The sequence below is a fragment of the Paenibacillus sp. FSL R5-0636 genome, from assembly GCF_037974255.1.
Classification (GTDB): domain Bacteria; phylum Bacillota; class Bacilli; order Paenibacillales; family Paenibacillaceae; genus Paenibacillus_AQ; species Paenibacillus_AQ odorifer.
In genome coordinates this window covers 5,438,912-5,461,544 of sequence record NZ_CP150232.1, presented here as the reverse complement: position 1 = coordinate 5,461,544, position 22,633 = coordinate 5,438,912, and the positions used below count along the sequence as shown (strand labels likewise).

At 44.6% G+C, this 22,633-nt stretch carries 16 protein-coding genes; 15 read left to right on the top strand and 1 reads right to left on the bottom strand.

Annotation, left to right across the window (positions count from 1 at the left end; genetic code table 11):
• Positions 1–5: 5 nt before the first annotated feature.
• The 12 genes from MKX34_RS24950 (at position 6) to dnaJ (ending at position 15,242) form a co-directional block, all read left to right on the top strand.
• Positions 6–1,811, top strand: coding sequence for a histidine kinase (locus tag MKX34_RS24950; protein ID WP_235219398.1), 1,806 nt, complete (start codon positions 6–8; stop codon positions 1,809–1,811).
• Complete coding sequence (locus MKX34_RS24945) at positions 1,796–2,563, top strand: response regulator (RefSeq protein WP_036677509.1); 768 nt, start codon at positions 1,796–1,798, stop codon at positions 2,561–2,563. Before MKX34_RS24950 ends, MKX34_RS24945 begins: the two co-directional genes overlap by 16 nt.
• A 95-nt stretch (positions 2,564–2,658) precedes the next feature.
• Positions 2,659–3,963: an extracellular solute-binding protein gene (locus MKX34_RS24940; RefSeq protein ID WP_038572941.1), complete on the top strand. Its 1,305-nt coding sequence runs from the start codon at positions 2,659–2,661 to the stop codon at positions 3,961–3,963.
• A gap of 91 nt (positions 3,964–4,054) precedes the next feature.
• Entirely contained in the window at positions 4,055–4,939 is an 885-nt protein-coding gene (locus tag MKX34_RS24935; RefSeq protein WP_232061438.1) for a sugar ABC transporter permease, read from the top strand.
• 63 nt (positions 4,940–5,002) lie between these two features.
• Positions 5,003–5,830 carry a carbohydrate ABC transporter permease gene (locus MKX34_RS24930; protein ID WP_076297531.1) on the top strand — a complete coding sequence of 276 codons (828 nt, stop codon included), beginning with the start codon at positions 5,003–5,005 and terminating at the stop codon, positions 5,828–5,830.
• Positions 5,831–5,849: 19 nt separating this feature from the next.
• A complete protein-coding gene (locus MKX34_RS24925; protein WP_076297530.1) occupies positions 5,850–8,126 on the top strand; it encodes an FAD-dependent oxidoreductase in 2,277 nt (758 codons plus the stop codon).
• 190 nt (positions 8,127–8,316) lie between these two features.
• Positions 8,317–9,489: a radical SAM family heme chaperone HemW gene (hemW, locus tag MKX34_RS24920; protein WP_076105910.1), complete on the top strand. Its 1,173-nt coding sequence runs from the start codon at positions 8,317–8,319 to the stop codon at positions 9,487–9,489.
• 93 nt (positions 9,490–9,582) lie between these two features.
• On the top strand, positions 9,583–10,074 hold the full coding sequence (locus MKX34_RS24915) for an N-acetyltransferase (RefSeq protein ID WP_051490987.1): 492 nt from the start codon (positions 9,583–9,585) through the stop codon (positions 10,072–10,074).
• A 103-nt stretch (positions 10,075–10,177) separates the two neighbouring features.
• The gene (gene hrcA, locus MKX34_RS24910; RefSeq protein WP_036677493.1) at positions 10,178–11,209 is read left to right on the top strand and encodes a heat-inducible transcriptional repressor HrcA; all 1,032 of its coding nucleotides are present in this window, start codon (positions 10,178–10,180) and stop codon (positions 11,207–11,209) included.
• Positions 11,210–11,257: 48 nt separating this feature from the next.
• Positions 11,258–11,839: a nucleotide exchange factor GrpE gene (gene grpE / locus MKX34_RS24905; protein WP_036677491.1), complete on the top strand. Its 582-nt coding sequence runs from the start codon at positions 11,258–11,260 to the stop codon at positions 11,837–11,839.
• A gap of 176 nt (positions 11,840–12,015) precedes the next feature.
• Positions 12,016–13,863, top strand: a complete 1,848-nt coding sequence (dnaK, locus tag MKX34_RS24900) for a molecular chaperone DnaK (protein WP_036677488.1) — start codon at positions 12,016–12,018, stop codon at positions 13,861–13,863.
• A 254-nt stretch (positions 13,864–14,117) separates the two neighbouring features.
• Positions 14,118–15,242 carry a molecular chaperone DnaJ gene (gene dnaJ / locus MKX34_RS24895; protein ID WP_038572930.1) on the top strand — a complete coding sequence of 375 codons (1,125 nt, stop codon included), beginning with the start codon at positions 14,118–14,120 and terminating at the stop codon, positions 15,240–15,242.
• 1,439 nt (positions 15,243–16,681) lie between these two features.
• Here dnaJ and MKX34_RS24890 read toward each other — a convergent pair.
• Positions 16,682–21,244, bottom strand: a complete 4,563-nt coding sequence (locus tag MKX34_RS24890; RefSeq protein WP_081384050.1) for a S8 family serine peptidase — start codon at positions 21,242–21,244, stop codon at positions 16,682–16,684.
• 285 nt (positions 21,245–21,529) lie between these two features.
• Between MKX34_RS24890 and MKX34_RS24885 the strand changes: the two genes are divergently transcribed.
• The 3 genes from MKX34_RS24885 (at position 21,530) to MKX34_RS24875 (ending at position 22,574) form a co-directional block, all read left to right on the top strand.
• Positions 21,530–21,889: a hypothetical protein gene (locus tag MKX34_RS24885; RefSeq protein ID WP_036683926.1), complete on the top strand. Its 360-nt coding sequence runs from the start codon at positions 21,530–21,532 to the stop codon at positions 21,887–21,889.
• 36 nt (positions 21,890–21,925) lie between these two features.
• Positions 21,926–22,105, top strand: coding sequence for a YfhD family protein (locus tag MKX34_RS24880; RefSeq protein WP_036683923.1), 180 nt, complete (start codon positions 21,926–21,928; stop codon positions 22,103–22,105).
• Positions 22,106–22,202: 97 nt separating this feature from the next.
• Positions 22,203–22,574, top strand: coding sequence for a hypothetical protein (locus MKX34_RS24875; RefSeq protein WP_076272672.1), 372 nt, complete (start codon positions 22,203–22,205; stop codon positions 22,572–22,574).
• Positions 22,575–22,633: the final 59 nt, after the last annotated feature.

The window sequence follows — 22,633 nt, the reverse complement described above, 5'->3', positions numbered from 1 at the left end:
TCCTCGTGAAGCGATTATATTTGAAACTTACGCCAAGTACCTTTAAGAATCGGATTTTGTTAGCTTTCTTGCTGTTGGTACTAACACCCATTGCCATACTCGTTCTATATAACTTTAAAGAGACAGAACGAATGCTGCAGGATAATGCGGAAACGAAGAACATAGAGCAGCTTATTGGTATTAAGAATGGTTTTGTTGATCTCATGAGTCTCGTGATGAAAACAGGGTCATTACTCGAACAAGATACGACGATTTTATCGATAATGAAGAATCCCGAGCAATCTGATGAAATCACGAGAAAAAAACTCGTTGAAAACAAGTTTGGAGCGATTGAAAATACATTCTTCATGAGTGGAGCGACGGTGTATTATACTTTAATCGACCTTCATGGAAACGCATACACTTCCTTTATGCCAAAGGAAACTTTGAGCTACGACGAAATCCAATCGGAGGATTGGGTTCAAGCATTGAAGCGAGAAGGAACGAATCGATATATATGGAATCCGAATGACAAGAATAATGTGGTCCGGGAAAGTACAACAAGTAAGAAAATGCTTAGTCTCTATGAGGTTATGCGTGATAATGATTTGAATATTTATGCCTATGCAAGATTAAGTATCGATTATGAGGAGTGGTTTACTAGATCAACGTTAGGGAGTAAACAGGAAGGGGCTTTATTTCTACTCGATGCCTTGGGGGGAGTGATGCTTAATCCCCTTAAGGATGAGGCTTTTTCCTCTGATATTGCGCAGAGTATTGTGAAGAGTGCCAACCAGCGGCAGACGGGGCGTGCTGCATCCATTGTCAACCCGAAGGAGGAAAGCTTATACACCTACAGCTACATCGAGGAGTTAAATGGCTATGTTGTTAAAAAGGTGCAGCTAGCACAGCTTTTTCTTGAAGTAGACAAGCAGAAACGACGGTTTTTTGGTGGATTTGGAATCATTCTGCTGCTATTTGTTCTATTAACTTATTTCATATCATCGACGATTACAGTGCCGCTTAAGAAGCTACAGAAGAAGATGGAAATGACCGCTAAGACGAATCTCAAAATGAAATTACCCGAGCAAGGGCGGGGAGAGATTCTTGCCCTGACTCAGAGTTTCAATATAATGATTCATGATTTAAATGAGCTGTTGCAGCGTCTTCAGCTTGAAGAAAAACAGAAGCAATTCGTTCGATTTCAGGTATTACTTTCGCAGATGAACCCGCATTTTCTACTAAATACATTGAATACGATAAAGAGCATTGCCTTAGATAAAGATGATGATGAAATTTATGGAATTTGTGTTGCACTAGGAAAAATATTGGAGACAACCTTAAATACTGAAGTGGATTTGATCCTGTTAAAGGATGAAATCGTACTAATAGAATCTTACATGGAGATACAGCGGCAACGTTTTGGACATGGGATTGAAATTCAATATGATATCAACGAGGAGCTGCAATACGCGTTAATCCCTAAATTTTGTCTGCAGCCCTTAATTGAAAATAGCTTGATTCACGGCTTCGGTCAGTCAGTAAAACAAGGGAGAATTGATATCTCCGCTAAGGTGACTGGACAACAGCTGTACCTGCAGGTTAGAGATAACGGCATGGGGATAGAAAGAGCACAGCTGAATAAGGCTACACGGAAACGTAAAGGAATCGGTGTTCAGAATATTAGGGAGAGCTTAGAGCTGTTGTTCAAGAATCAACGGACAGGTATGGACATTGTATCTTCGGATACAGGAACTGAAGTGATCATCCATTTTCCATTCCTTATTTCAAAACCTTACGATGGAGGTAAGCTCACATGTGGAGAACGTTAATTGTGGATGATGAACAACCTGCGGTTAAAAGTATACGGAAGCTATTCTTAAAGGCTGGAATCCCGTTTGAAATTATAGGTGAGGCGGAGAATGGAGAAGTAGGCTTGCAAATGATTCGTGAGCTTCAGCCTGATGTGGTAGTGACGGATATCAATATGCCGGTGATGGATGGGGTGAAGCTTCTTCAAATTGCGCGAGAGGAAGGCTTCGAATGCCGGTTTGTAATGTTGACCGCATTGAGTGAATTTGAATACGCCCGCCAGGCGCTCGTATTTGGGGCTTCGGATTACATTTTGAAGTTATCTTTAGATCTCCAAGGTTTGAAGCAGACCATGGGTAAGGTTCAGGCCGAGCTGGAGCGAATGGTGAAGATGAAGAAAGCCGATAAATGGTTTCCGGAGAAGCAACAAACGGGACCGACAGATCATGTGGAGATGAACAAAATTATAGCTTATATTGAAGAACATTATGCTGAGGACATCTCGCTCAAATCCATGTCAGAGTTGATCCGGATGGATGCCAGCTATATAAGTGACTTATTCAAGAAAAAGACAGGGAAAACGTTGACCAATTATATTCAAGAGCGTCGGATTCAGGCTGGGAAAATGCTGCTTGCAGAAACGAAGCTAACGATTAGCGAGATTGGGCAGCAGGTAGGCTTTGAGAACGATAATTATTTTATAAAAATCTTCAAAAAGTGGTGTGGTGTCACGCCAAATGAATTCCGTAAAGAACCAAAAAACGTTCTATAAGTTCCCAAATGTAGTTCATCCCCCAAAATCCGCTCTGATGATAAAGTTATAGATGTAGAGCACAACACATAATCCTTCCAAGGGGGAAGCTATCTATGAAGAAAAAGTGGTATCCTGCAGTGCTTTCTGTCTTATTAGCAGGTACGATGCTGGCTGGTTGTGGGAGTGGTGGAAGTAATGAGGCTCAGGGCAGTGCAAATGGAGAAACAGCAAAGGAGAAAATAAAGCTCACTATGTGGGGGGCAGTTCCTGCAGAAGCCGGGCCTCAAGCTGTAATTGATAACTGGAATAAAGATCATCCAGACATTCAGGTCGAGTATATCCGTAATGTAAATGACGATGCAGGCAACTTAAAGCTGGACACTGCCTTAATGACCAATCAAAACATAGACCTTTTCATGAACTACGATCTTGCTCATTTACAGAAACGTATGGATGCAGGCGTTGCCTTGGATCTAAGCACGAAAACAGATTATGACATCGACAGCCAGATCGGCGAGGACGCAGCAATGTGGAAAATCAATGATAAGTACTATGGGATTCCTACAAAGAAAAACATGGCGTTTGTATGGTTGAACAAAGATATGCTGGATGCAGCAGGATTACCGATTCCTGCGGTGGACTGGACTTGGTCAGATCTTGAGGAGTATGCGAAGAAGCTAACGAAGCCTGGTGTGTACGGATTATTGCAGGCAGATTCCTCCTTCTCAACAACGATGGACGGTACGCTGGCTGGAATGGGTGTGAAACAGGCGGATGGTACCTCAAACTTTGGGAATGATCTCTGGAAACAACACCTGGAAATATTGCATAACATGATGTTCGTGGACAAATCCACACCGGAATATGGGGAGCAGCTGACCAGTAAAATGCCGGTTGATACCATGTTCCTGCAAGGCAAAGCGGCAATGCTGGCAGCCGGTGAATTTATTTTTAGAAATGCGAACAACTTGAAGGACTATCCGCATGATTTCAAAACCGCGTTCGCCGCTATTCCAAAAGTGAATAAAGATCAAAAGGATTATAAATATTCGGGCGGTGTGGGTGACATGCTTGCTCTTAATGCAAAGTCCAAGAACCTGGATGCAGCTTGGGAGTTCGCAAAATGGTATGCGGATGGCGGTATGCTGCCAATGGCAAGCGGGGGTCGTATTCCAGCCTCTAAGAGTGTAGACAGTAAGGAAGCGATGAGCCTTCTCTTGAATGGTGTAGAAGACAAATATGATACAGATTCAATGAATAATATTGTATTCGGCAAATTCCCATCCTTCCAGCTAAATGTACCTCAACAAGCCATTGATGCACGTAAAGAAGAGTATGAAAAATACTTCTTAAATAAGCAAGATATTGATACCACGATGAAAAATATGCAAACCCGTTCGCAAGAGTTAATGAAATAAAGAAATAGCTAGCACTAAAGAGAAGGAGGAAGAATTCTTCGTTCTTCTCTTTCGTGTACCCATTTTTCAGCATACGAAAGGCGGCGATACCGTGAAGCGGAGAAGCTGGATGGACAGACAAGGCTGGATCGGCATGACTTTTATTCTCCCGAATATGATTGGTATTCTCTTATTCTTTGTGATTCCTGCAATCTTTTCCTTTGTCCTGATGTTTACGAATTATCAATTTTCAAATCCGAATTGGCAATTTACCGGGCTGGATAATCTCAAACGGTTGTTCCATGACGATAATTTCTATGCCTCGATCAAATATACGGTGATATTCCTGATATCGGTTCCAGTATCGATGGTGCTCGCTTTTATTGTGGCGCTATTTCTAAACCGCAGTGTGTATCTTAAAGGCGTATTACGTGGAATGTTTTTCTTACCGTATATCTCTAGTGGAGTAGCCGTTGCATTTGTCTGGATGCTGCTATTTCAGCCTTCACAGGGACCCATCAATGAACTGCTTCGCTGGATTGGCATAACATCGCCGCCAGGATGGTTTGCAGATACGGAAACCGCAATGTATGCCATTGATATCGTACAGATCTGGCTGATGCTTGGCTACAATATGATCATATATTTAGCAGCACTACAGGAAATTTCGACAGAACAACTAGAAGCTGCCCGGATCGATGGTGCAAGCACATTCAAAACAACATGGAAAATTGTATGGCCTCTTGTTAGTCCAACAACTTTTTTATTAATGATTACCGGATTAATTATGACGATGAAATCGTTCTCGATTATTCAAGCCATTACGGCTGGAGGACCTAGCGGAAGTACGACGGTCTTATCACTATTCGTTTATAAAACAGCATTCAGTTATTACGATATGGGATACGCTTCAGTTATTTCATGGTTCTTGTTCGCCGTCATTCTCGTTATTACAGTCATTCAGTGGATCGGCCAAAAGCGCTGGGTTCATTACTAAATGAATCCACAAAGTGGAGCTTTGCGGGAGGCCCCGAAACCATAAATTAAAGGAGCAGGCGGTATGAATGAAAAAGCAGGAAACATGAAGGTGAAGCTGCCAGTAACGATCATCATGTTTGTTCTAGGACTATTTATGATTGTGCCTTTTCTATGGATGCTCAGCACGTCTTTTCAGACACCTGCCGAGGTGTTTAACGAATGGCTGCCTTCATCTCTCAACTGGAGCAATCATATTCGGGTGTGGACAGGAAGTTATGATTTTGTTCCGTATTATTTAAATTCACTTAAGATATCGATTATTGGAACTGCGGGAGCTGTGTTTCTATCTGCCCTTGCCGCTTACGGATTTTCACGTACTTCGTTTAAAGGGCGGGATGGCCTATTTGTCATATATCTATCCATGATGATGGTTCCACCACAGGTACTTTTTGTTCCTAAGTTTATCATGTTTAACTGGATTGGGATTTACAATACGCACTTGGCCCTAATCCTTCCAGCCATGTTCTCGATCTTCGGTGTATTTATGCTTCGGCAGTTCTTCATGGGCATTCCTAAGGAAATCACGGAATCTGCTTTTCTGGATGGAGCCGGGCATTACAGAATATTTTTCCGCTTAATTCTGCCATTAGCGAAGCCGGCAATCGCTACGTTTGCTATTCTTGATTTCTCCTGGCAATGGAATGATTATGAGAATGCGCTTGTATTTTTGCAGAGCCCTAAGCTATATACCATTCCGCTTGGATTGCAGAATTTTATTCTTGAGAACAATGTGGATTACAACGGGATGATGGCCGCTTCGTCGGCTGCGATCATTCCAATGATTGTTATCTTCTTCATAGGTCAGAAATATATTATTCAAGGGATTTCTAGCTCGGCTGTGAAAGGCTAACTATAGGAGGGATACTGACATGAGAACAGAAACGGTTAAATCCGATGTGACAGTGGTCGGGGGTGGACTTGCAGGGATGAACGCGGCGATTGCTGCAGCACGTCTTGGGTTAAAGGTAGCACTGGTACAGAATCGTCCTGTACTTGGTGGTAACTCGAGTTCAGAAGTTCGGGTTTGGGTATGTGGTGCAACAGGACATGGTGTAAATCGCTATGCACGTGAGACAGGCATTATGGGTGAGCTATTCATCGAGAATCAATACCGGAACCCGGAAGGGAATCCATATCTATGGGATCTAACCTTGCTCGAAGCGGTGAAGGCAGAATCGAATATCAGCTTGTTCCTAAATACCGATGTACGTGAAGTGGAAGCGGAAGGTGAGGCAGAGGAGCGTACGATTCAGAGTGTGACCGGCTGGATGATGGGATCTGAGCGGTTAATCACGTTCGAGAGCGATGCTTTCATCGATTGTACGGGTGATGGTTTAGTTGGCTTCCTAGCAGGAGCGGATTTCCGATTAGGACGTGAAGCCCGTCATGAATTTAATGAGGAATGGGCACCAGAAGTGCCTGATAATATTACATTAGGCAGTACATTATTATTCTATACACAGGATACTGGAAAACCGGTACGTTATGTAGCACCCTCATTCGCGAAGGATATTACAACAACGTCTATCCCGATCCGCCGGGTCATTCGGAGTGGGGATTCAGGCTGTCACTACTGGTGGATTGAGTGGGGCGGCGAACTTGATACGGTGGATGAGAATGAACGTATACGTGATGAACTATCCTCTGTTATTTATGGAATTTGGGATTATATCAAAAACTCAGGCCATTTTGATGCCGAGAATATGACGCTTGAGTGGGTTGGCTCGATTCCGGGTAAACGTGAATACAGACGGTTTGTTGGCGATACGATTCTAACGCAAAATGATATTCTCGCGCAGCGTGAATTTGCAGACCGTATTGGATTTGGTGGCTGGTCGATTGATCTACATCCACCACAGGGGATGTACGCACAAGAGAGTGGCTCCAAGCATCTGCATGCGGACGGGATCTACCATATTCCATTTGGTTCGCTATATTCGAAGAATGTGCGGAATCTATTCTTCGCGGGTCGTAATATCAGTGCATCTCATGTGGCTTTTGGAACAACACGCGTTATGGCAACCTGTGCGATCATGGGTGAAGCAGCTGGAGCAGGTGCATCTTTATCCGTCATCAAAGGTGTGACCCCACGTGAAATTCGCGAGCAGCATATGCATGAATTGCAACAGGTGATGTTAAAGCAAGATGCTTCGATTATTGGATTACGTAACGAAGATCCACTGGACCTCGCCAGAAAAAGCGAGATTCATGCATCCAGCACGATGAATGGTATCCTGCTGGATCGCCCAGCCGAAGCTTATGAGCTTTCTCATGATGTAGGGATTTTGTTTCCGGTTGAAGGAAGTATCCGTGGGTTAAGGCTGCTTGTGTCAGCAAGTATTCAGACGCAGCTGACCGTGGAGATCTGGACGACTGGACGCGCGGAAAATTACGTGCCGGCGGAGTGCAAACAGGTTGATGTTATAACAGTACAGGCTGGAGAGCAGCAATGGATTGAAGTTCCGATACAAGAGGAGAAATGTAGTCCAATCGGCGAATGTAATATCTTCGCTATTATTCGAGCTAATGAACACCTTCAATTGCATATTTCAGAAACCCCAATCACTGGTGTCATTACATTTGAGCGAGGTGCTAAATCCGTTGTTGATTCAGCGCTGGAGGATCATCAGCCAGATCAGCCGGTGATAGAGTGGAGCATGAAACAACTTGTACGCAGGCATTTCTGCTTTGCAGTAGAAACATCGGCATATGCTGCATCTAAAGTCATTGATGGATATGTTCGACCTTTCGCGGGACCGCATAGCTGGGTTTCTGAGCCGATGACCGCGGGTAGATCGGAGTGGGTAGAGGCGCGTCTCCCGGATGCTGCCCCAGTCTCCGAAATTCATTTCACCTTTAATGATGATGTCAATGAAGATCTCATCAACTTACATCACCATGAAACGCCATTTCTAGTGATTCCTGAACTGGTAAAGAACTATGATGTAGAGCTGCTCATTGATGGCGCGTGGCAAGTCATGCTCCGTGTCAAAGACAACCATCGCCGGAAGAATGTTCATCGATTAGAGACGCCTGTCCTTACAGATGCTGTCCGGATCGTTATTCATGAAACTAACGGTGGAGTACATGCCGAACTTGTGGAAATGCGGATTTATCAAGAAGCAACGGTTTTGCCGTCCTTATAGGTACGGTATCCGTTTCTGCTGGAAATACAAAATATATAGGATAACGTAAAACTTATACTTTCATGTATTTTAAAATAGAGTGCATTTATAAATGAACTCCCTCGAAGGGAAGGGAAGCCGTCAGGCTTCCCTTTTCTTGTTTTTTAGATTACACTATTCAGACGATATTTTTATATAAAGGAGACAGCTAATGACAACGAAGACTAATGGCCGTCCCCCTGAGGCTGTATACATTCATATCCCTTTTTGTACCAATAAGTGCTTTTATTGTGATTTTAATTCCTATGTACTCAAGGATCAGCCAGTTATGGATTATCTCGAAGCTTTGGATCGAGAGATGGAGCAGACCGTCAAGAACACCCCTCCGGGTGTTATCAAAACGATCTTCGTCGGCGGAGGCACGCCCACTGTTTTAAAACCTGATGAAATGGCTTATTTCTTAAAGTCTGTTCGCACGCATTTCCCAAACTGGGATAAAGATATTGAGTTCTCTATGGAAGCTAACCCTGGAACAACGGATCTGGACAAGCTGACGGTTATGAAAGAAGGCGGCGTGAACCGGGTGAGCTTTGGCGTTCAAGCATTTCAGAACGAGCTGCTCACAGGCATCGGCCGGATTCATAATGTAGATGATGTATACCGGAGCCTAGAGAATGCACGTGCAGTTGGTCTTAACAACCTGTCGGTTGACCTTATGTTTGGTTTGCCGAACCAAACTGTAGAGATGCTGGGCGAAAGTATTCGTAAGGCCTTGGAGCTTGATTTACCCCACTATTCTATTTACAGCTTGAAGGTGGAGGAGAATACTCTTTTTCACACGCTGTTTAATAAGAACAAACTTCCTCTTCCTAATGAAGAAGATGAATTGCAAATGTACCTCCTGTTGATGTCCTCTATGAAGGAAGCTGGTTACAATCAATACGAGATCAGTAACTTCGCGAAACCGGGAATGGAGAGCCGCCATAATATCACCTACTGGCGTAATGAAGATTATTATGGTCTAGGAGCAGGAGCGCATGGATATGTGGGGCGTCAGCGGCATATTAATGTTAAGGGCGTAAATCCATATGTAGAAGCAACACGTAAAGGGCTGCCACGATTGGATGCATACCCAATCTCAGAAGCAGAAGCGATGGAAGACTTTATGATGGTCGGATTGCGTATGCATGAGGGCGTCTCTAATGAAGCTTTTCAGGCGCAATTCGGGCGTTCAATAGAGGAAGTATTCGAGAAATCCTTGCATAAAATGCTGCATGCAGGGCTGTTGGAACAAGAAGCAGGGGTTTACCGACTCAGCAAGCAAGGAATCTTGTTTGGGAACGATGTTTTTGCTGAATTTGTAGGCGCCCTGACAGAAGTTTAATTTTAAAATACCCCTTGAATTGTAATTCACTCTGTTGTATATTTATTCATATTATCAACAGAGGGGTGAACCAAAGTGCTTGCCAAGACGGAAATGATTCGCCATTCGTCTCCAGCGGGAGACGCACAGGTGATTTGTAGAAATGCTGTGGTAGAAGACGTTGAGCCATTGTATCTAATGATAGAAGAGTATGCACAGCGCGGCATCATGTTGCCCCGTTCCCGGCAGGCGCTGACACGCCAGATCGATCAATTCGTAGTTGCTGAAATCGAAGGCAGATTCGTAGGCTGTGGTTCACTTTTCAAGCTCGGGAATGATCTCGTAGAGATTCGTTCGATTGGCTTGAATGATGAAGGTAAGGGTAAAGGCGTAGGCTCCATGATATTGGCGAAGCTGGTCGAAGAAGCTAGGAACCAGAAAATCCCAAAGGTAATGGCACTAACCTATGCTGTTGATTTTTTTCTTAGAAATGGATTTGAAGTCGTCCAGAAAGAGATTTTCCCCGAAAAGGTATGGACAGATTGCGTGAATTGTAAAAAGCAGCATGCCTGCGATGAAATAGCAGTGCTTAAGATACTGAACTGACTTGACAACGTCAATGTCAGTTTGGTATTTTTGTATTAGTGGTTAGCACTCATCTGAGTCGAGTGCTAACGAATCGGAGCCACAGCCGATAGGAGGGAATAACATGTTAACTGATCGCCAGAGAATGATACTAAATGCAATTGTGGATGATTATATTTCATCGGCAGAGCCAGTAGGATCTCGCAGCATTTCTAAACGGGGAGATGTAGGATACAGTCCGGCTACGATTCGAAATGAAATGGCTGACCTGGAGGATTTAGGTTATCTCGAGCAGCCTCATACATCGGCGGGAAGAATTCCTTCCCATAAAGGATACCGATATTATGTGGATCATTTGGTACCGTGGAATTCCGCCGAAACGGCAGAAATGGGCACGATCCGCGCTTTTTTTGCCGAGAAGCTAAATGCAATGGAGCAGGTAATCCAACATGCGGCGATGATTCTTTCCAATATGACGAATTATACTTCCATCCTGCTGGGACCGGAGGTTTTTCATACTTCATTGCGTCATTTTCAGTTGTTACCACTAGATGATACAACCGCTGTGGCCATTATCGTCACAAGTACGGGGCAAGTTGAGAATCGTACGGTGAACATTCCGCCGGAGATTTCTGTTTCCGAGATGGAGAAAGTGGTTAACCTACTGAATAGTAAACTGGTCAATGTACCACTCTATAAGCTGAAGACTCGGCTTTATTCCGAGCTTGGCGAAGAAATGCAGCGTCACATCTCACATTATGAAGAATTAATGCAGGTGCTGGACACCGCGCTGGAAAGCGATCAAGAGCAGCGCATCTATCTCAGCGGAGCAACGAATATGCTGACACAGCCTGAGTTCAAAGACGTAGACAAGGTGAAGAGTATTCTTGATCTGCTGGAAGAGACACCGACACTGCTCAAAATGCTGGCCCCTACAGTGGGTGGCACAGGTATTCAAGTACGAATAGGAACAGAAAACAATCACGAAGCGTTCGCTAACTGTAGTCTGATCACCGCCACTTATTCACTTGATGGGCAGGCACTAGGAAGCATTGGAATCCTTGGGCCGACCCGTATGGAATATGCAAGAGTGATGGGGATCTTGGGCATTTTATCCCGAGATTTGACAGCGATGCTGGCGCACTGGTATAAGTGAACAGAGTCAACATGATTTCGTGAATGATTTTAAGGAGGTGAAGACAACTTGAAAAAGGAACAAGTTCAAGATTCTAATGAATTCAAAGAGGAATTGATCAATGAGGAGCCTGTGGCTGAAGTAGTCTCAGATGCCGACTCATTTACAGCTGAAAACGTTAGTGAAGGTGCTTCAGATACAGGTGCTGAGGTGAAACGCCTACAGGATCTTGCTGATGAATATCAAGGTCGTGCACTGCGTGCACAAGCTGATTTTGATAACTTCCGTCGTCGTACCCAGAAGGAAAAAGAAGAGTTGGCTCAATATGCTACCTCCAAGCTCCTGACGGAATTGCTTTCCGTGCTGGACAATTTCGAGCGTGCGTTAGTCACTACTCCAGCTAATCCTGAATCCGAAGCTTTCGCGAAGGGCGTTAATATGATTTTCCGTCAGCTGGATGGAGTATTGAAGGCTGAGGGGCTTACAGCTATGGAAACAGTAGGACAGCCTTTTAATCCTGAATACCATCAGGCTATTATGCAGGTTGAGAGCGAGGAGTACGAAGAGGGTATCGTTACAGAAGAGGTTCAAAAAGGATATCTTCTGAAAGATAGAGTTCTTCGTCCGGCCATGGTCAAAGTCAGCATGTAGTCTGTCTATATAGGACGGGCAGTTTCTGCTCGCCATAAAGCAGCAGTGCTTTTGCCTACTATTTATCCGATTGCAGGCTGTTGCCCGGATAGTTTTATTATCAATCGAATTTTTTTGATATTTTTATAAATTTATTGAGCTTAGGCTCCATATAACTTTAGAGGAGGCAAATTATTGTGAGTAAAGTTATCGGTATTGACTTAGGAACCACGAACTCTTGCGTTGCCGTTATGGAAGGCGGCGAAGCCGTAGTAATTCCAAACCCAGAAGGCGCGCGTACAACCCCTTCGGTTGTAGGCTTTAAGAAAGACGGCGAGCGTATCGTCGGTGAAACGGCTAAACGCCAAGCGATTACTAACCCTGATCGTACGATCAGCTCTGTTAAACGTCACATGGGTACTAACCACAAAGAAAGCATTGATGGTAAAGACTACTCCCCACAAGAAATTTCGGCAATGATTCTGCAAAAACTGAAATCCGATGCAGAGGCTTATCTTGGCCAAACTGTTACTCAAGCAGTTATCACTGTTCCTGCTTATTTTAATGACAGCCAACGTCAAGCTACCAAAGATGCAGGTAAAATTGCAGGTTTGGAAGTTCTGCGTATTGTGAACGAGCCAACAGCAGCAGCTTTGGCATATGGTCTGGAGAAATCCGAAGATCAAACCATTCTAGTCTATGACCTTGGTGGCGGTACTTTTGACGTATCCATCCTTGAACTTGGTGATGGCTTCTTCGAAGTAAAAGCTACAAGCGGCGACAACAAGCTGGGTGGCGACGACTTTGACCAAGTGGTTATGGATTACCTGGTATCCGAATTCAAAAAAGAGCAAGGCATTGATCTGAGCAAAGATAAATCTGCTGTACAACGTTTGAAAGATGCAGCTGAAAAAGCGAAAAAAGAATTGTCAGGCGTACTGACAACAACTGTATCGCTTCCGTTCATCACTGTGGTTGACGGCGTACCTCAGCACTTAGAGATCAACTTGACTCGTGCGAAATTTGATGAACTGACTGCTGGTCTGGTAGAACGTACTTTGGGACCAACTCGTCAAGCATTGTCTGATGCTGGTATGACACCTGCAGACCTTACTAGAATCGTTCTGGTTGGTGGTTCTACACGTATCCCAGCTGTACAAGATGCTATCAAAAAGCTTACTGGCAAAGAACCACACAAAGGTGTGAATCCGGATGAAGTAGTAGCTCTTGGTGCTGCTGTTCAAGCGGGTGTATTGACTGGTGATGTTAAAGACGTTGTATTGCTTGACGTAACTCCGCTTTCCCTGGGTATTGAAACTGCAGGTGGCGTGTTCACGAAGATGATCGAGCGTAATACTACGATTCCTACAAGCAAATCCCAAGTATTCTCAACCTTTGCTGACAATCAGCCTAGCGTAGAGATTCACGTGCTGCAAGGTGAGCGTCAAATGGCAAATGGCAACAAGACACTGGGACGCTTCATGCTGAACGAGATTCCACCAGCACCACGTGGCGTGCCACAAATCGAAGTTTCTTTCGATATTGATGCCAACGGTATCGTAAATGTATCTGCAACAGATAAAGGCACGAACAAGAGCCAAAAAATCACTATCACTTCTTCCAGCGGCCTGAGCGATGCAGAAGTAGAACAAATGATGAAGGATGCCGAGCTTCACGCTGAGGAAGACCGTAAGCGTAAAGAACTGGTAGAAGCGAAGAACGGTGCTGACCAACTCGTGTATTCTACTGAAAAAGTAATTAAAGATCTTGGCGATAAAGCTGATGCTTCTGATGTTGAAAAAGCAAATGAAGCTAAAGATAAAGTTAAAGCAGCACTTGAAACTGACAATCTTGAAGAAATCAATGCAGCTACAGAAGCATTGACTGAGATTGTACAACAGTTGTCCATGAAGCTGTACGAACAAGCTGCTCAAGCTGAGCAAGGTGCTGAAGGTGGCGCTGGAGCCGCTGAAGGCGCTCCTAAAAAAGATAATGTAGTTGACGCTGACTATGAGGTTGTTGACGAAGATAAGAATCAAGGGTAACCTTATACGATAAGTGTAAATAGGAAACTGATAAATTCTTATATAGTTAAGAAGGGAAGGTCAAAACCGGGTCATCCCGTGTTTTGACTTTCCTTTTGTAATATCAGATTGCACACTCTTTGCGAATGCGCCTTCTGATATTGTAAGAATAAACATCGCTGAATCTGGATGGTCAGATCCTGAGGTTTTATCGTATAATGGTTTGTTTGACAGGTAATAAGGAATTTGAGTATGTATGCACGGAGGTGAAAGCAGTGGCAGATAAACGCGATTATTATGAAGTGCTTGGCCTAAGTAGAGATGCTTCAGACGATGAGGTGAAAAAAGCGTACCGGAAATTGGCGCGCCAATATCACCCAGACGTGAATAAAGCAGATGACGCTGAAGCTAAGTTTAAGGAAGTAAAAGAAGCTTATGATGTTCTTAGTGATGGACAACAGCGAGCTAGATATGACCAATATGGCCATATTGACCCTAACCAAGGTATGGGCGGCTTCGGAGGCGGCGGTGGTGGCGACTTCGGAGGACTTGGTGATATCTTTGATATGTTCTTCGGAGGCGGCGGACGCCGTGATCCTAACGCACCGCAGCGCGGTGGGGATTTGCAGTATACCATGACCATTGAATTCAAGGAAGCAGTATTCGGCAAAGAAACCGATATTACTATTCCACGTACAGAAACTTGCGATACCTGCTACGGCTCCGGGGCTAAACCGGGCACTAAACCAGAGACTTGTTCCGTATGTCATGGTAGTGGACAACAGGAATTCGTACAGAATACACCGCTTGGACAGATGCGTAATCGTCGTCCTTGTTCACATTGCAGTGGTACAGGTAAGATTATTAAGGAAAAATGTACAACTTGCAGCGGACAGGGTAAAGTTAAAAAGCAACGCAAGATCCATGTGCGCATTCCTGCTGGTGTTGACGACGGTGCACAGCTGCGCATGACTGGCGAAGGTGAAGGCGGCTTACGCGGTGGTCCTGCTGGAGACTTGTATATTGTTATCCGTGTTAAATCGCATGATTTCTTCGTGCGTGAGAACGATGATATTATGTGCGAGGTTCCACTTACGTTTGCACAGGCAGCACTTGGTGATGAGATTGAAATTCCAACCTTAACCGAAAAAGTGAAGCTGAAGATTCCTGCCGGAACGCAAACAGGCACTTTCTTCCGCCTCAAAGGTAAAGGTGTTCCGCGTCTGCGCGGATCTGGCCAAGGTGATCAGCATGTACGAGTAATTGTTGTGACACCTAGCAAGCTCAATGAAGAGCAAAAAGAATTGCTACGCCAGTTCGCTTCTCTGAACGGAGAAAACACACATGAACACGAACAGTCCTTCTTTGATCGTGTGAAACGTGCGTTTCGCGGGGACTGATATCCTAACTCATTCATTCAGTAAATGAATAGAAAAAAGACAGCAGAGCAGCGGTCCTCCCGTTATTGGGGGATCGCTGCTCTGTGTTTTTATTTAGCATGAGTTTATAGCAGGGCCAGTTAACTGACCCCATGCAATTCTTTGGTTGAGCTGTAATGCTGGAACCTGGGGAATTTTGCGAGCTTGGCTAACTCGGAAAAGCCTGGCAGCTCGTGGTGAACTCGGCAAGCCCGGTAACTCCGGTAACTCCGGTAAACCCCGCCGAACCTCAGAACCCGAATCCCGTCCCCGAACCCTGAACCGCGAACCCTGAACCGCGAACCGCGAACCGCGAACCGCGAACCGCGAACCGCGAACCGCGAACCGCGAACCGCGAACCGCGAACCCTGTAACCTTGAAACCCCCGACTGGTCTCCATCTTTTTTTAACACACTATCTGTTTTGAATTATCTACGTGGGCTTACGGACCCAGTTGACGCTATTTTCAAATTTATCGCCTTTTGAGCGAAGTTTCGGACTCCAGTGCAGCTATTGCTCAGAAACACGCTCATAATTGATGTTTTCATGCTAATAGCGACTATGGGGTCCGTTAGCATGGCAAATGTCGCATAATTCAGCGTTTAAGTGCAACTGAGTCCGATAGCGTTGAGTGTAATCATCTGAGTGGATAGGACCCAGAAGACGCTGGAGGCATACGGACCCATTTGACGCTATTTCCAGATTTATCGGCTTTTTTGCGAAGTTTCGGACTCCAGTGCATCTATTGCTCAGAAAAGCGCTCATATTTGGTGTTTTTCGTGCTAATAGCGAGTATGGGGTCCGGTTGGCATGGCAAATGTCGCATAATTCAGCGTTTAAGTGCAACTGTGTCCGATAGCGCTGAGAATAATCATCTGAGTGGATAGGACCCAGAAGACGCTGGAGGCTTGCGGACTCAGCTGTCGCTATTTACACATTTATCGCCTTTTGAGCGAAGTTTCGGACTCCAGTGCAGCTATTGTCCAGAAAAGCGCTCATATTTGATGTTTTTCCTGCTAATAGCGACTATGGGGTCCGTTGGCATGGCAAATGTCGCATAATCCAGCATTTAAGTGCAACTGTGTCCGATAGCGCTGAGAATAATCATCTGAGTGGATAGGACCCAGAAGACGCTGGAGGCATACGGACCCAGTTGACGCTGTTTGAAAATTTATCGCCTTTTGAGCGAAGTTTCGGACTCCAGTGCAGCTATTGTCCAGAAAAGCGCTCATATTTGATGTTTTTCATGCTAATAGCGACTATGGGGTCCGTTAGCATGGCAAATGTCGCATAATCCAGCATTTAAGTGCAACTGTGTCCGATAGTTGCCTCGTATGCGCCGCAGATGTGACCTAAAGCGAGAAAGCCCCAGCAGCCATCTGGCTGCTGGGGCTTTCTTTGAGAGTTCAACTAGATACTGTTTAAGAACGTAGGTCCTCGAACACGCGGCTCAGAATCGTTGCTGCCTGTGCCCGAGTCAGAGTACCTTGTGGATTGAAGTTGTCCGCGCCAACGCCCTTGAGATAACCTTTGCTTACCGCATAGGCTACGGCGTTACGTGCTTCTGCAGCGATGTTGTCGGCATCCTTAAAGCTCAAAGGAGTCTTAGCTACTGTAAGATCAGCACCTAGAGCTTCAGCAATGATAAGAGCTGCTTCTTCGCGAGTCAGCACATCACGTGAACCACTTTGTTTGATACGAGTATTCCAAGTGTCACCTTTTCCAAGTAGACGGTCGAAGAGCGTTAGTAGCTCCGCTTGATTTAAGGTGTCAGTAGGCTTGAAGCTGCCATCGGTTCCTTTGCCGGCAATGATACCATGAGCAGCAAGAACTTCGATATCGCCTTTAGCCCAGTGAGTGCCGATATCCTTGAAGCTTACATTACGGAATGCAACGCTATAAGAGCCGTCGCCAGTAACTGTAAACTGTAGAATACCTTCTTTAGAGAAAGATCCAGGTTGCAGATAGGACCATTTATGATCCTTTGTTTCTGCATAGGCGGCAGTTTTTCGAGCATCACGTAGACTGCTGTCTTTTAGATTAAGCTGAAGGGTAATCGGCTTTCCGGTTGTCCAACCATTTTTAATGGTCAGAATGGAAGAACCAATATTGATCGCAGCTGAGCTTCCTGATAAGACTGCTGTATCGCTAGCATCAGCCAGACTTATCGTAAGCAACAAACCACTGCTGCTAATGAAATCCGGAAGGGTTGCCGCTGGAATAAGAACATTGAACCCACTACCGTTAAGGCTGAGTGCATTCTCCGATTTCTTCAACTGTTCGGCTTGCGCCGGGGTAAGAGTAATAACGACTTGGCTATACTTATTGAAATTCACATCGCTAAGATCAAGTACAGAAGTCTTATCTTTTGCATTCTGGATCGAATTTGTTAATGCAGCATCTAAGATGTTAAACACCGTTGAAGGTTTACCACCAGCTGGATCGGCTGTCTCTACTAGCTTCCCGGATTTCAAAGAAGGGCCAGGAGTGGGAGTGCTGGTTGCTGTAGATACATAGGTCTCAGAAGATGGAGAAGACGTAGGTGATGGTGTCGGTGTTGGCGTTTCTGTTGGGTCTGGCGTTGCTGATGGCGTTGCTGATGGTGTCGGTGTCGGTGTCGGTGTTGGCGTTGGTGTCGGTGTCGGTTTTTCAGGTGTGCTTACAGTTACACTTACTGTTCTCAAACCAGATGGGATAGTTGATGTTGTGGCATCATTCCAAATCTGGACATCATATAGCTCAAAGGAATAATCTCCTGCTGTTGCTGGTTCGAAGGTTATTTGGGCTAGTGAGCCAGAGCCGTGATAAGCACCTCCTGACAGATTGACACTATATTGTGTCAGTTTGTGGCCGTCTCCAAGGTCATACGTTTGTGAATATTCTGTAAGTGGAACACTAGAGAAATGCTCCTCTTGATACGTAACCAGCTGTACGCTTGGCTGGATTACCGGTGTTTCAAGGGAATTATCGTATATGACACCGAATGAAGCCCCATAGACGCCATAAACCTCGTCTGTCACGGAATAATCTAAATCAACGGTCACAGATTGTCCTACTTCAATGGTGGATGCAGAAAGAGCCGGAGTTACTGTGAAAGTACCGTCCCCTGTGCTATAAAGCAGCCGCTGAACGTAATCATCGTCGTCTGCACCATTCCCCACTTTATCGACCACATGGACTTTGTACTCATTTAGCCCCTCGTTAACAGGAACATCAATGGTAAAGGCACCGTTATTTGCAATCACACCGCCAAATTTATAAGCATTCCCATCATAGTGTTTGCCTTCGGCATATACGGTAAACCAGTTTCCAATAGGGTTTGTATTAGAAATATAATAGGCCATTAGGTCATCATCAATGAAACCACTAATTTGTGCCACGCCAGGATCGGTTGGCGCTTCACGTTCATACTCCTCAATGGTGATGCCGGAAACTAGCGGCTTCTCGGTATCAATTGTGAACTCGGCCTTTTGTTTCTCGAGCAGTTGCCCATTGGGAAGCACGGGAATGATGTAGTAGTGACCGTCTGCTAAAGTAGACTTGGCGGAGGTCTCCAGGTCTGTTAATGTTCCATCCCAATTTGGAACTTCGTATACACCACGATAGATCTTCTCATCGATCGCATAAACTTCACCTAAGACTGTTGCAGGAGCATCTTTTGAAGAGGCAACGAAACTTATGCTTTCCAGCTCTTCATTAACAGAAAAGGTAAAGGTGGTGTCGTCTGAGCGACCATCACCATTAGGTGAAATTTGTGGACTTTCAAAAGAAAGCTGATTAATAGGTGCTACATTAAATTGGTCACCTACAACAACGTTAAATGGCAGACGAAGGGTTTCTGTATCAGAGGTAAGTAACAGGATGCCTTCATATGCGCCCTCTTTTGCTATTTTAGATACATTGAGTGTAAATTGTGCATATTGATTTACCCCTGAAGTAACGCTGTGTGGTGCAAAATCAATACTAATATCACTAGGCACTTCTGTCAGCCATTTGGTGGACAGGGTGTATGTTTCTCCATTCCCTTTAAAGTCCTCTACATAGACAGCTTTCGTTACGGTAACACCCTTTGGCTGTAAGCCGAAGGATAAGGAACCTGTGTAATAAGGGATTTCAACAGTACCCGGAAGACCGCTGTTAAGGATCTCACCGACTTTAGCAATGGATTTAGCGTTTATCGACTTCTCCAGATTAATTAAACCTGCACCTTGTTGGTACAAGGAGTAAGAATTCCCATCACGTTTAAAAATAGGATCAGCATTGTTCATCAGCAGGGCTTTAATTTCATTTGGCTTCAGATCAGAGTTTTTACTCAGTAACAAAGCCACAGCTCCTACAACGTGTGGAGTTGCCATGCTAGTGCCATTTTTTAAGCCGAAAGCTTGGTCATAGTTCCCATCCCAGCTAGGGATCGTCGAGTTGATATTGACTCCGGGCGCTACAACATCAGGTTTTATTAGATAATCGGGCATCCCCGGACCCATAGAACTGAAGTTTGCTAACTGATTTACTTCAAGCGCTATATAGTAACTGATTATATCTTTAGCCGCAGCCATCTGAGTTTTTATTTTTTTGCCATCGGCTTGACTGATTCCGTAGGTAGGAATGTAATCCCCAGGCGCACCAAGGGTGGGGCTGATTTCACCAGGCTCATTATTGGCAATCAGCAAAAGCTTCGCACCAGCAACTTTGGCATTAAGAGATTTGTCTGAGAAGCTCAGCGAGCCCCGATCAACAAGCACTACCTTATCTTTGACATCCAGATTTTTGTAATCGGAAGGACTCCCAAGACCAGCGAAAACGATCTTACTGCCAGCAATATTATCGATTAAATCTGGGGAGTAACTGGCTAATGTCCCGGGAATCTTTTTAACATCGCCAATATCAAAGAAAGGGGTATTTATCGGAGTAGTAGAAGCTCCAACACTAAGCGCGAGTTGGGCACCAGCGGGTTCGCCCAGTGTTCCTGCATCCGGTCCAGCGTTACCGGCGGCAACAATAACATTCACGCCCGATTTTACGGTATTGTCTATCGCGATTGAACTCGCGGAATAGCTTTGGTTGACACTAGAGCCTAGAGAAAGGTTAATAACATCTGCTCCGTCATCGACCGCTTTCTCAATACCCGCAATTACATCTGCTGTGGAACCAGATCCATAGGGACCAAGTACGCGATATGCATACAATTCTACCTCAGGTGCCACATCTAAAATTGTCCCGGCAACGTGTGTACCATGCGAGGTTTCGTAAGGAGTACCTGCTCTTGGAGGGAAGTTAGCATCAGGGGCTGTTTCAGCCGGATCGTCATCCTGATCATATACATCATAGCCGCCTTTATAATTATCTTTTAGCAAAGGGTGATTCTTATCAATACCAGTATCGACAACAGCTACCTGTACATCTTTGCCTGTGTAACCTAAATCATGTAGTTTGTCCGCGCCTATTAGCTTACCGCTGTCTGAATAGGAACGTGTAACAGGTAATGTCGCCACTTCAACACTGTCTGCTAGTGCATGTACTTCTTCATTTGGATAGATAGCCGCAACGCCTGGAAGCTCTAACAGCTTGTTTACTTGATTGGCTGGCAGTGTAATGGAATACCCGTTAAAAATCTCACTGTATTCAAAACCGATATCGGCATCGATTTTCTGTGTTGAGGAAATAAAGCTTTTATGCTCTGAGATAATTTTACTGCGTTGTGAGGAGACTGAGGATCGTAAAGAATAAGTTTTTGCCTCATTTACATACACACTGACTGGTTTATTAGTCAATTCCACAATCACTGAAACTGGTGCTGAACCTTTGAGTACTCCAGCATAGTTATGAGGGGTCACACTTTGAGACTGTACATCCGTAACCAGGGTTGAAGATTCAAGGGATGAGTTCGCAAATGCAGCTGATGGAAAAAGAACAGACACAGCCAGTCCGAAGCTTGCCGCTCCAATACCAAATCTTTGAATAGAGTGTTTAAAGGTACGTTTCAAATAAGTTCATCCTCCCAAATGAATTTTTTGTATTGCATTGTGTGTCTGTGGTTCTCCTCCTCCATATAAAATGTAAAAAATTATGAAAATTAAATTTATTCTACAGCTATAACTTCAAATCGAATATACAACTTTAGTACCATATTGCAGCGAAGCGTTGAGGAAAATGTCGAATTCCCAGTAGATAAGTGGAATATAAGAAAATCAGAGCATAAAACAAGTGAAATTAAGACAATATAAATGAATGCAACAGATATCTGAATTTCAAGCGAGAGCGGGGATAAGATGTCGGAAAGATATATTTTGGCATATTTTAAAAGTCCAGAGGAAGCCGAAGGCGTCGCGCGCAAGCTTCGTGCACTTCGGGCCATTGAAGTTTCCATTGATCGCTTCAGTAGATATGGAGGTACCAGCTTTAGCTCAGGGGTAAATCCGGTGACAGGCAATGTGGCCAGAATGGACTCCATGACTGCTGAGCACGCACACACAGGCATACTTGCAGCTGCGGACACCAGCTCTAGCGGAATGAGTCATGGTGGTAACGGAGGTCCAACGGGGAGAGATATTTTGCTTACGGTTATTGTGCATACGGAGTCCTACGATCAGGCTCTGCGCTTAATTGAAGAAGCAGGCGGGATGGTCTGATCGGCACTTCATTAATAAGAAGAAAGGAGACGAACAATGGATAGAGAAAACTCACAAATCTTCTCCAAGACGGAGAAATTGAAAATGTTATACGAAGCTAAAGCAGAGGATGTAGAATTCTCGGCGGCGGAAGCCGATCTTGATGATATTGAAGCTCAGGATCGCGCACAAGAAGCGGACAAACGTCAGCTGAATGAGATTATGAAGAAAGAATAGCAGCTAAAAAAGCTAAGGCGGATACCTCACTTTGTGGGGTATTTTTGTGTTTGGGCATGTATAATTAGGGCGAAGAGCTTAAGTGTGGGGGGAGAAGATGGATAACGTTATTTTGTGGACAGGATTAGCCTTATTGATCGCACTATTAACCTATTTGAACCAGAAGCAGTTGTACTCTCCAAAAGTAAAACGGGCCTATTGTGAGTTGCGGGAGCTGACAGAGAAGGTTCGTATGGAGCGCTCTGAGGCGAGCGATTTGTATCGATGGGAAGCAGAATTAACCGAACTAGAGAATCATCCGAACGAACTGAATAAATTGGATGCTGAAATTAGGTTTCATCACGCATTTTTGTTATATCTTGAACGTCACTACCCTTCAGACCCAAGGATTATTGGTTTGAAGCAAGCTGACGCATATCAGAAGGATATGGTTTTGGGGATTAAAATAAAAGATTATAAATCCAATTAATAAGATACTTTTGACTGTACGTACAATGGGAGAAGGAATATATTCGCACAGGTCGCAGA

Bases quoted from the DNA above. Each gene is read 5' to 3' on its own strand.
- MKX34_RS24945 (WP_036677509.1), top strand. From the start codon at position 1,796: ATGTGGAGAACGTTAATTGTGGATGATGAACAACCTGCGGTTAAAAGT.
- MKX34_RS24940 (WP_038572941.1), top strand. From the start codon at position 2,659: ATGAAGAAAAAGTGGTATCCTGCAGTGCTTTCTGTCTTATTAGCAGGT.
- MKX34_RS24930 (WP_076297531.1), top strand. From the start codon at position 5,003: ATGAATGAAAAAGCAGGAAACATGAAGGTGAAGCTGCCAGTAACGATC.
- MKX34_RS24925 (WP_076297530.1), top strand. From the start codon at position 5,850: ATGAGAACAGAAACGGTTAAATCCGATGTGACAGTGGTCGGGGGTGGA.
- hemW (WP_076105910.1), top strand. From the start codon at position 8,317: ATGACAACGAAGACTAATGGCCGTCCCCCTGAGGCTGTATACATTCAT.
- MKX34_RS24915 (WP_051490987.1), top strand. From the start codon at position 9,583: ATGATTCGCCATTCGTCTCCAGCGGGAGACGCACAGGTGATTTGTAGA.
- hrcA (WP_036677493.1), top strand. From the start codon at position 10,178: ATGTTAACTGATCGCCAGAGAATGATACTAAATGCAATTGTGGATGAT.
- MKX34_RS24885 (WP_036683926.1), top strand. From the start codon at position 21,530: ATGTCGGAAAGATATATTTTGGCATATTTTAAAAGTCCAGAGGAAGCC.
- MKX34_RS24880 (WP_036683923.1), top strand. From the start codon at position 21,926: ATGGATAGAGAAAACTCACAAATCTTCTCCAAGACGGAGAAATTGAAA.
- MKX34_RS24875 (WP_076272672.1), top strand. From the start codon at position 22,203: ATGGATAACGTTATTTTGTGGACAGGATTAGCCTTATTGATCGCACTA.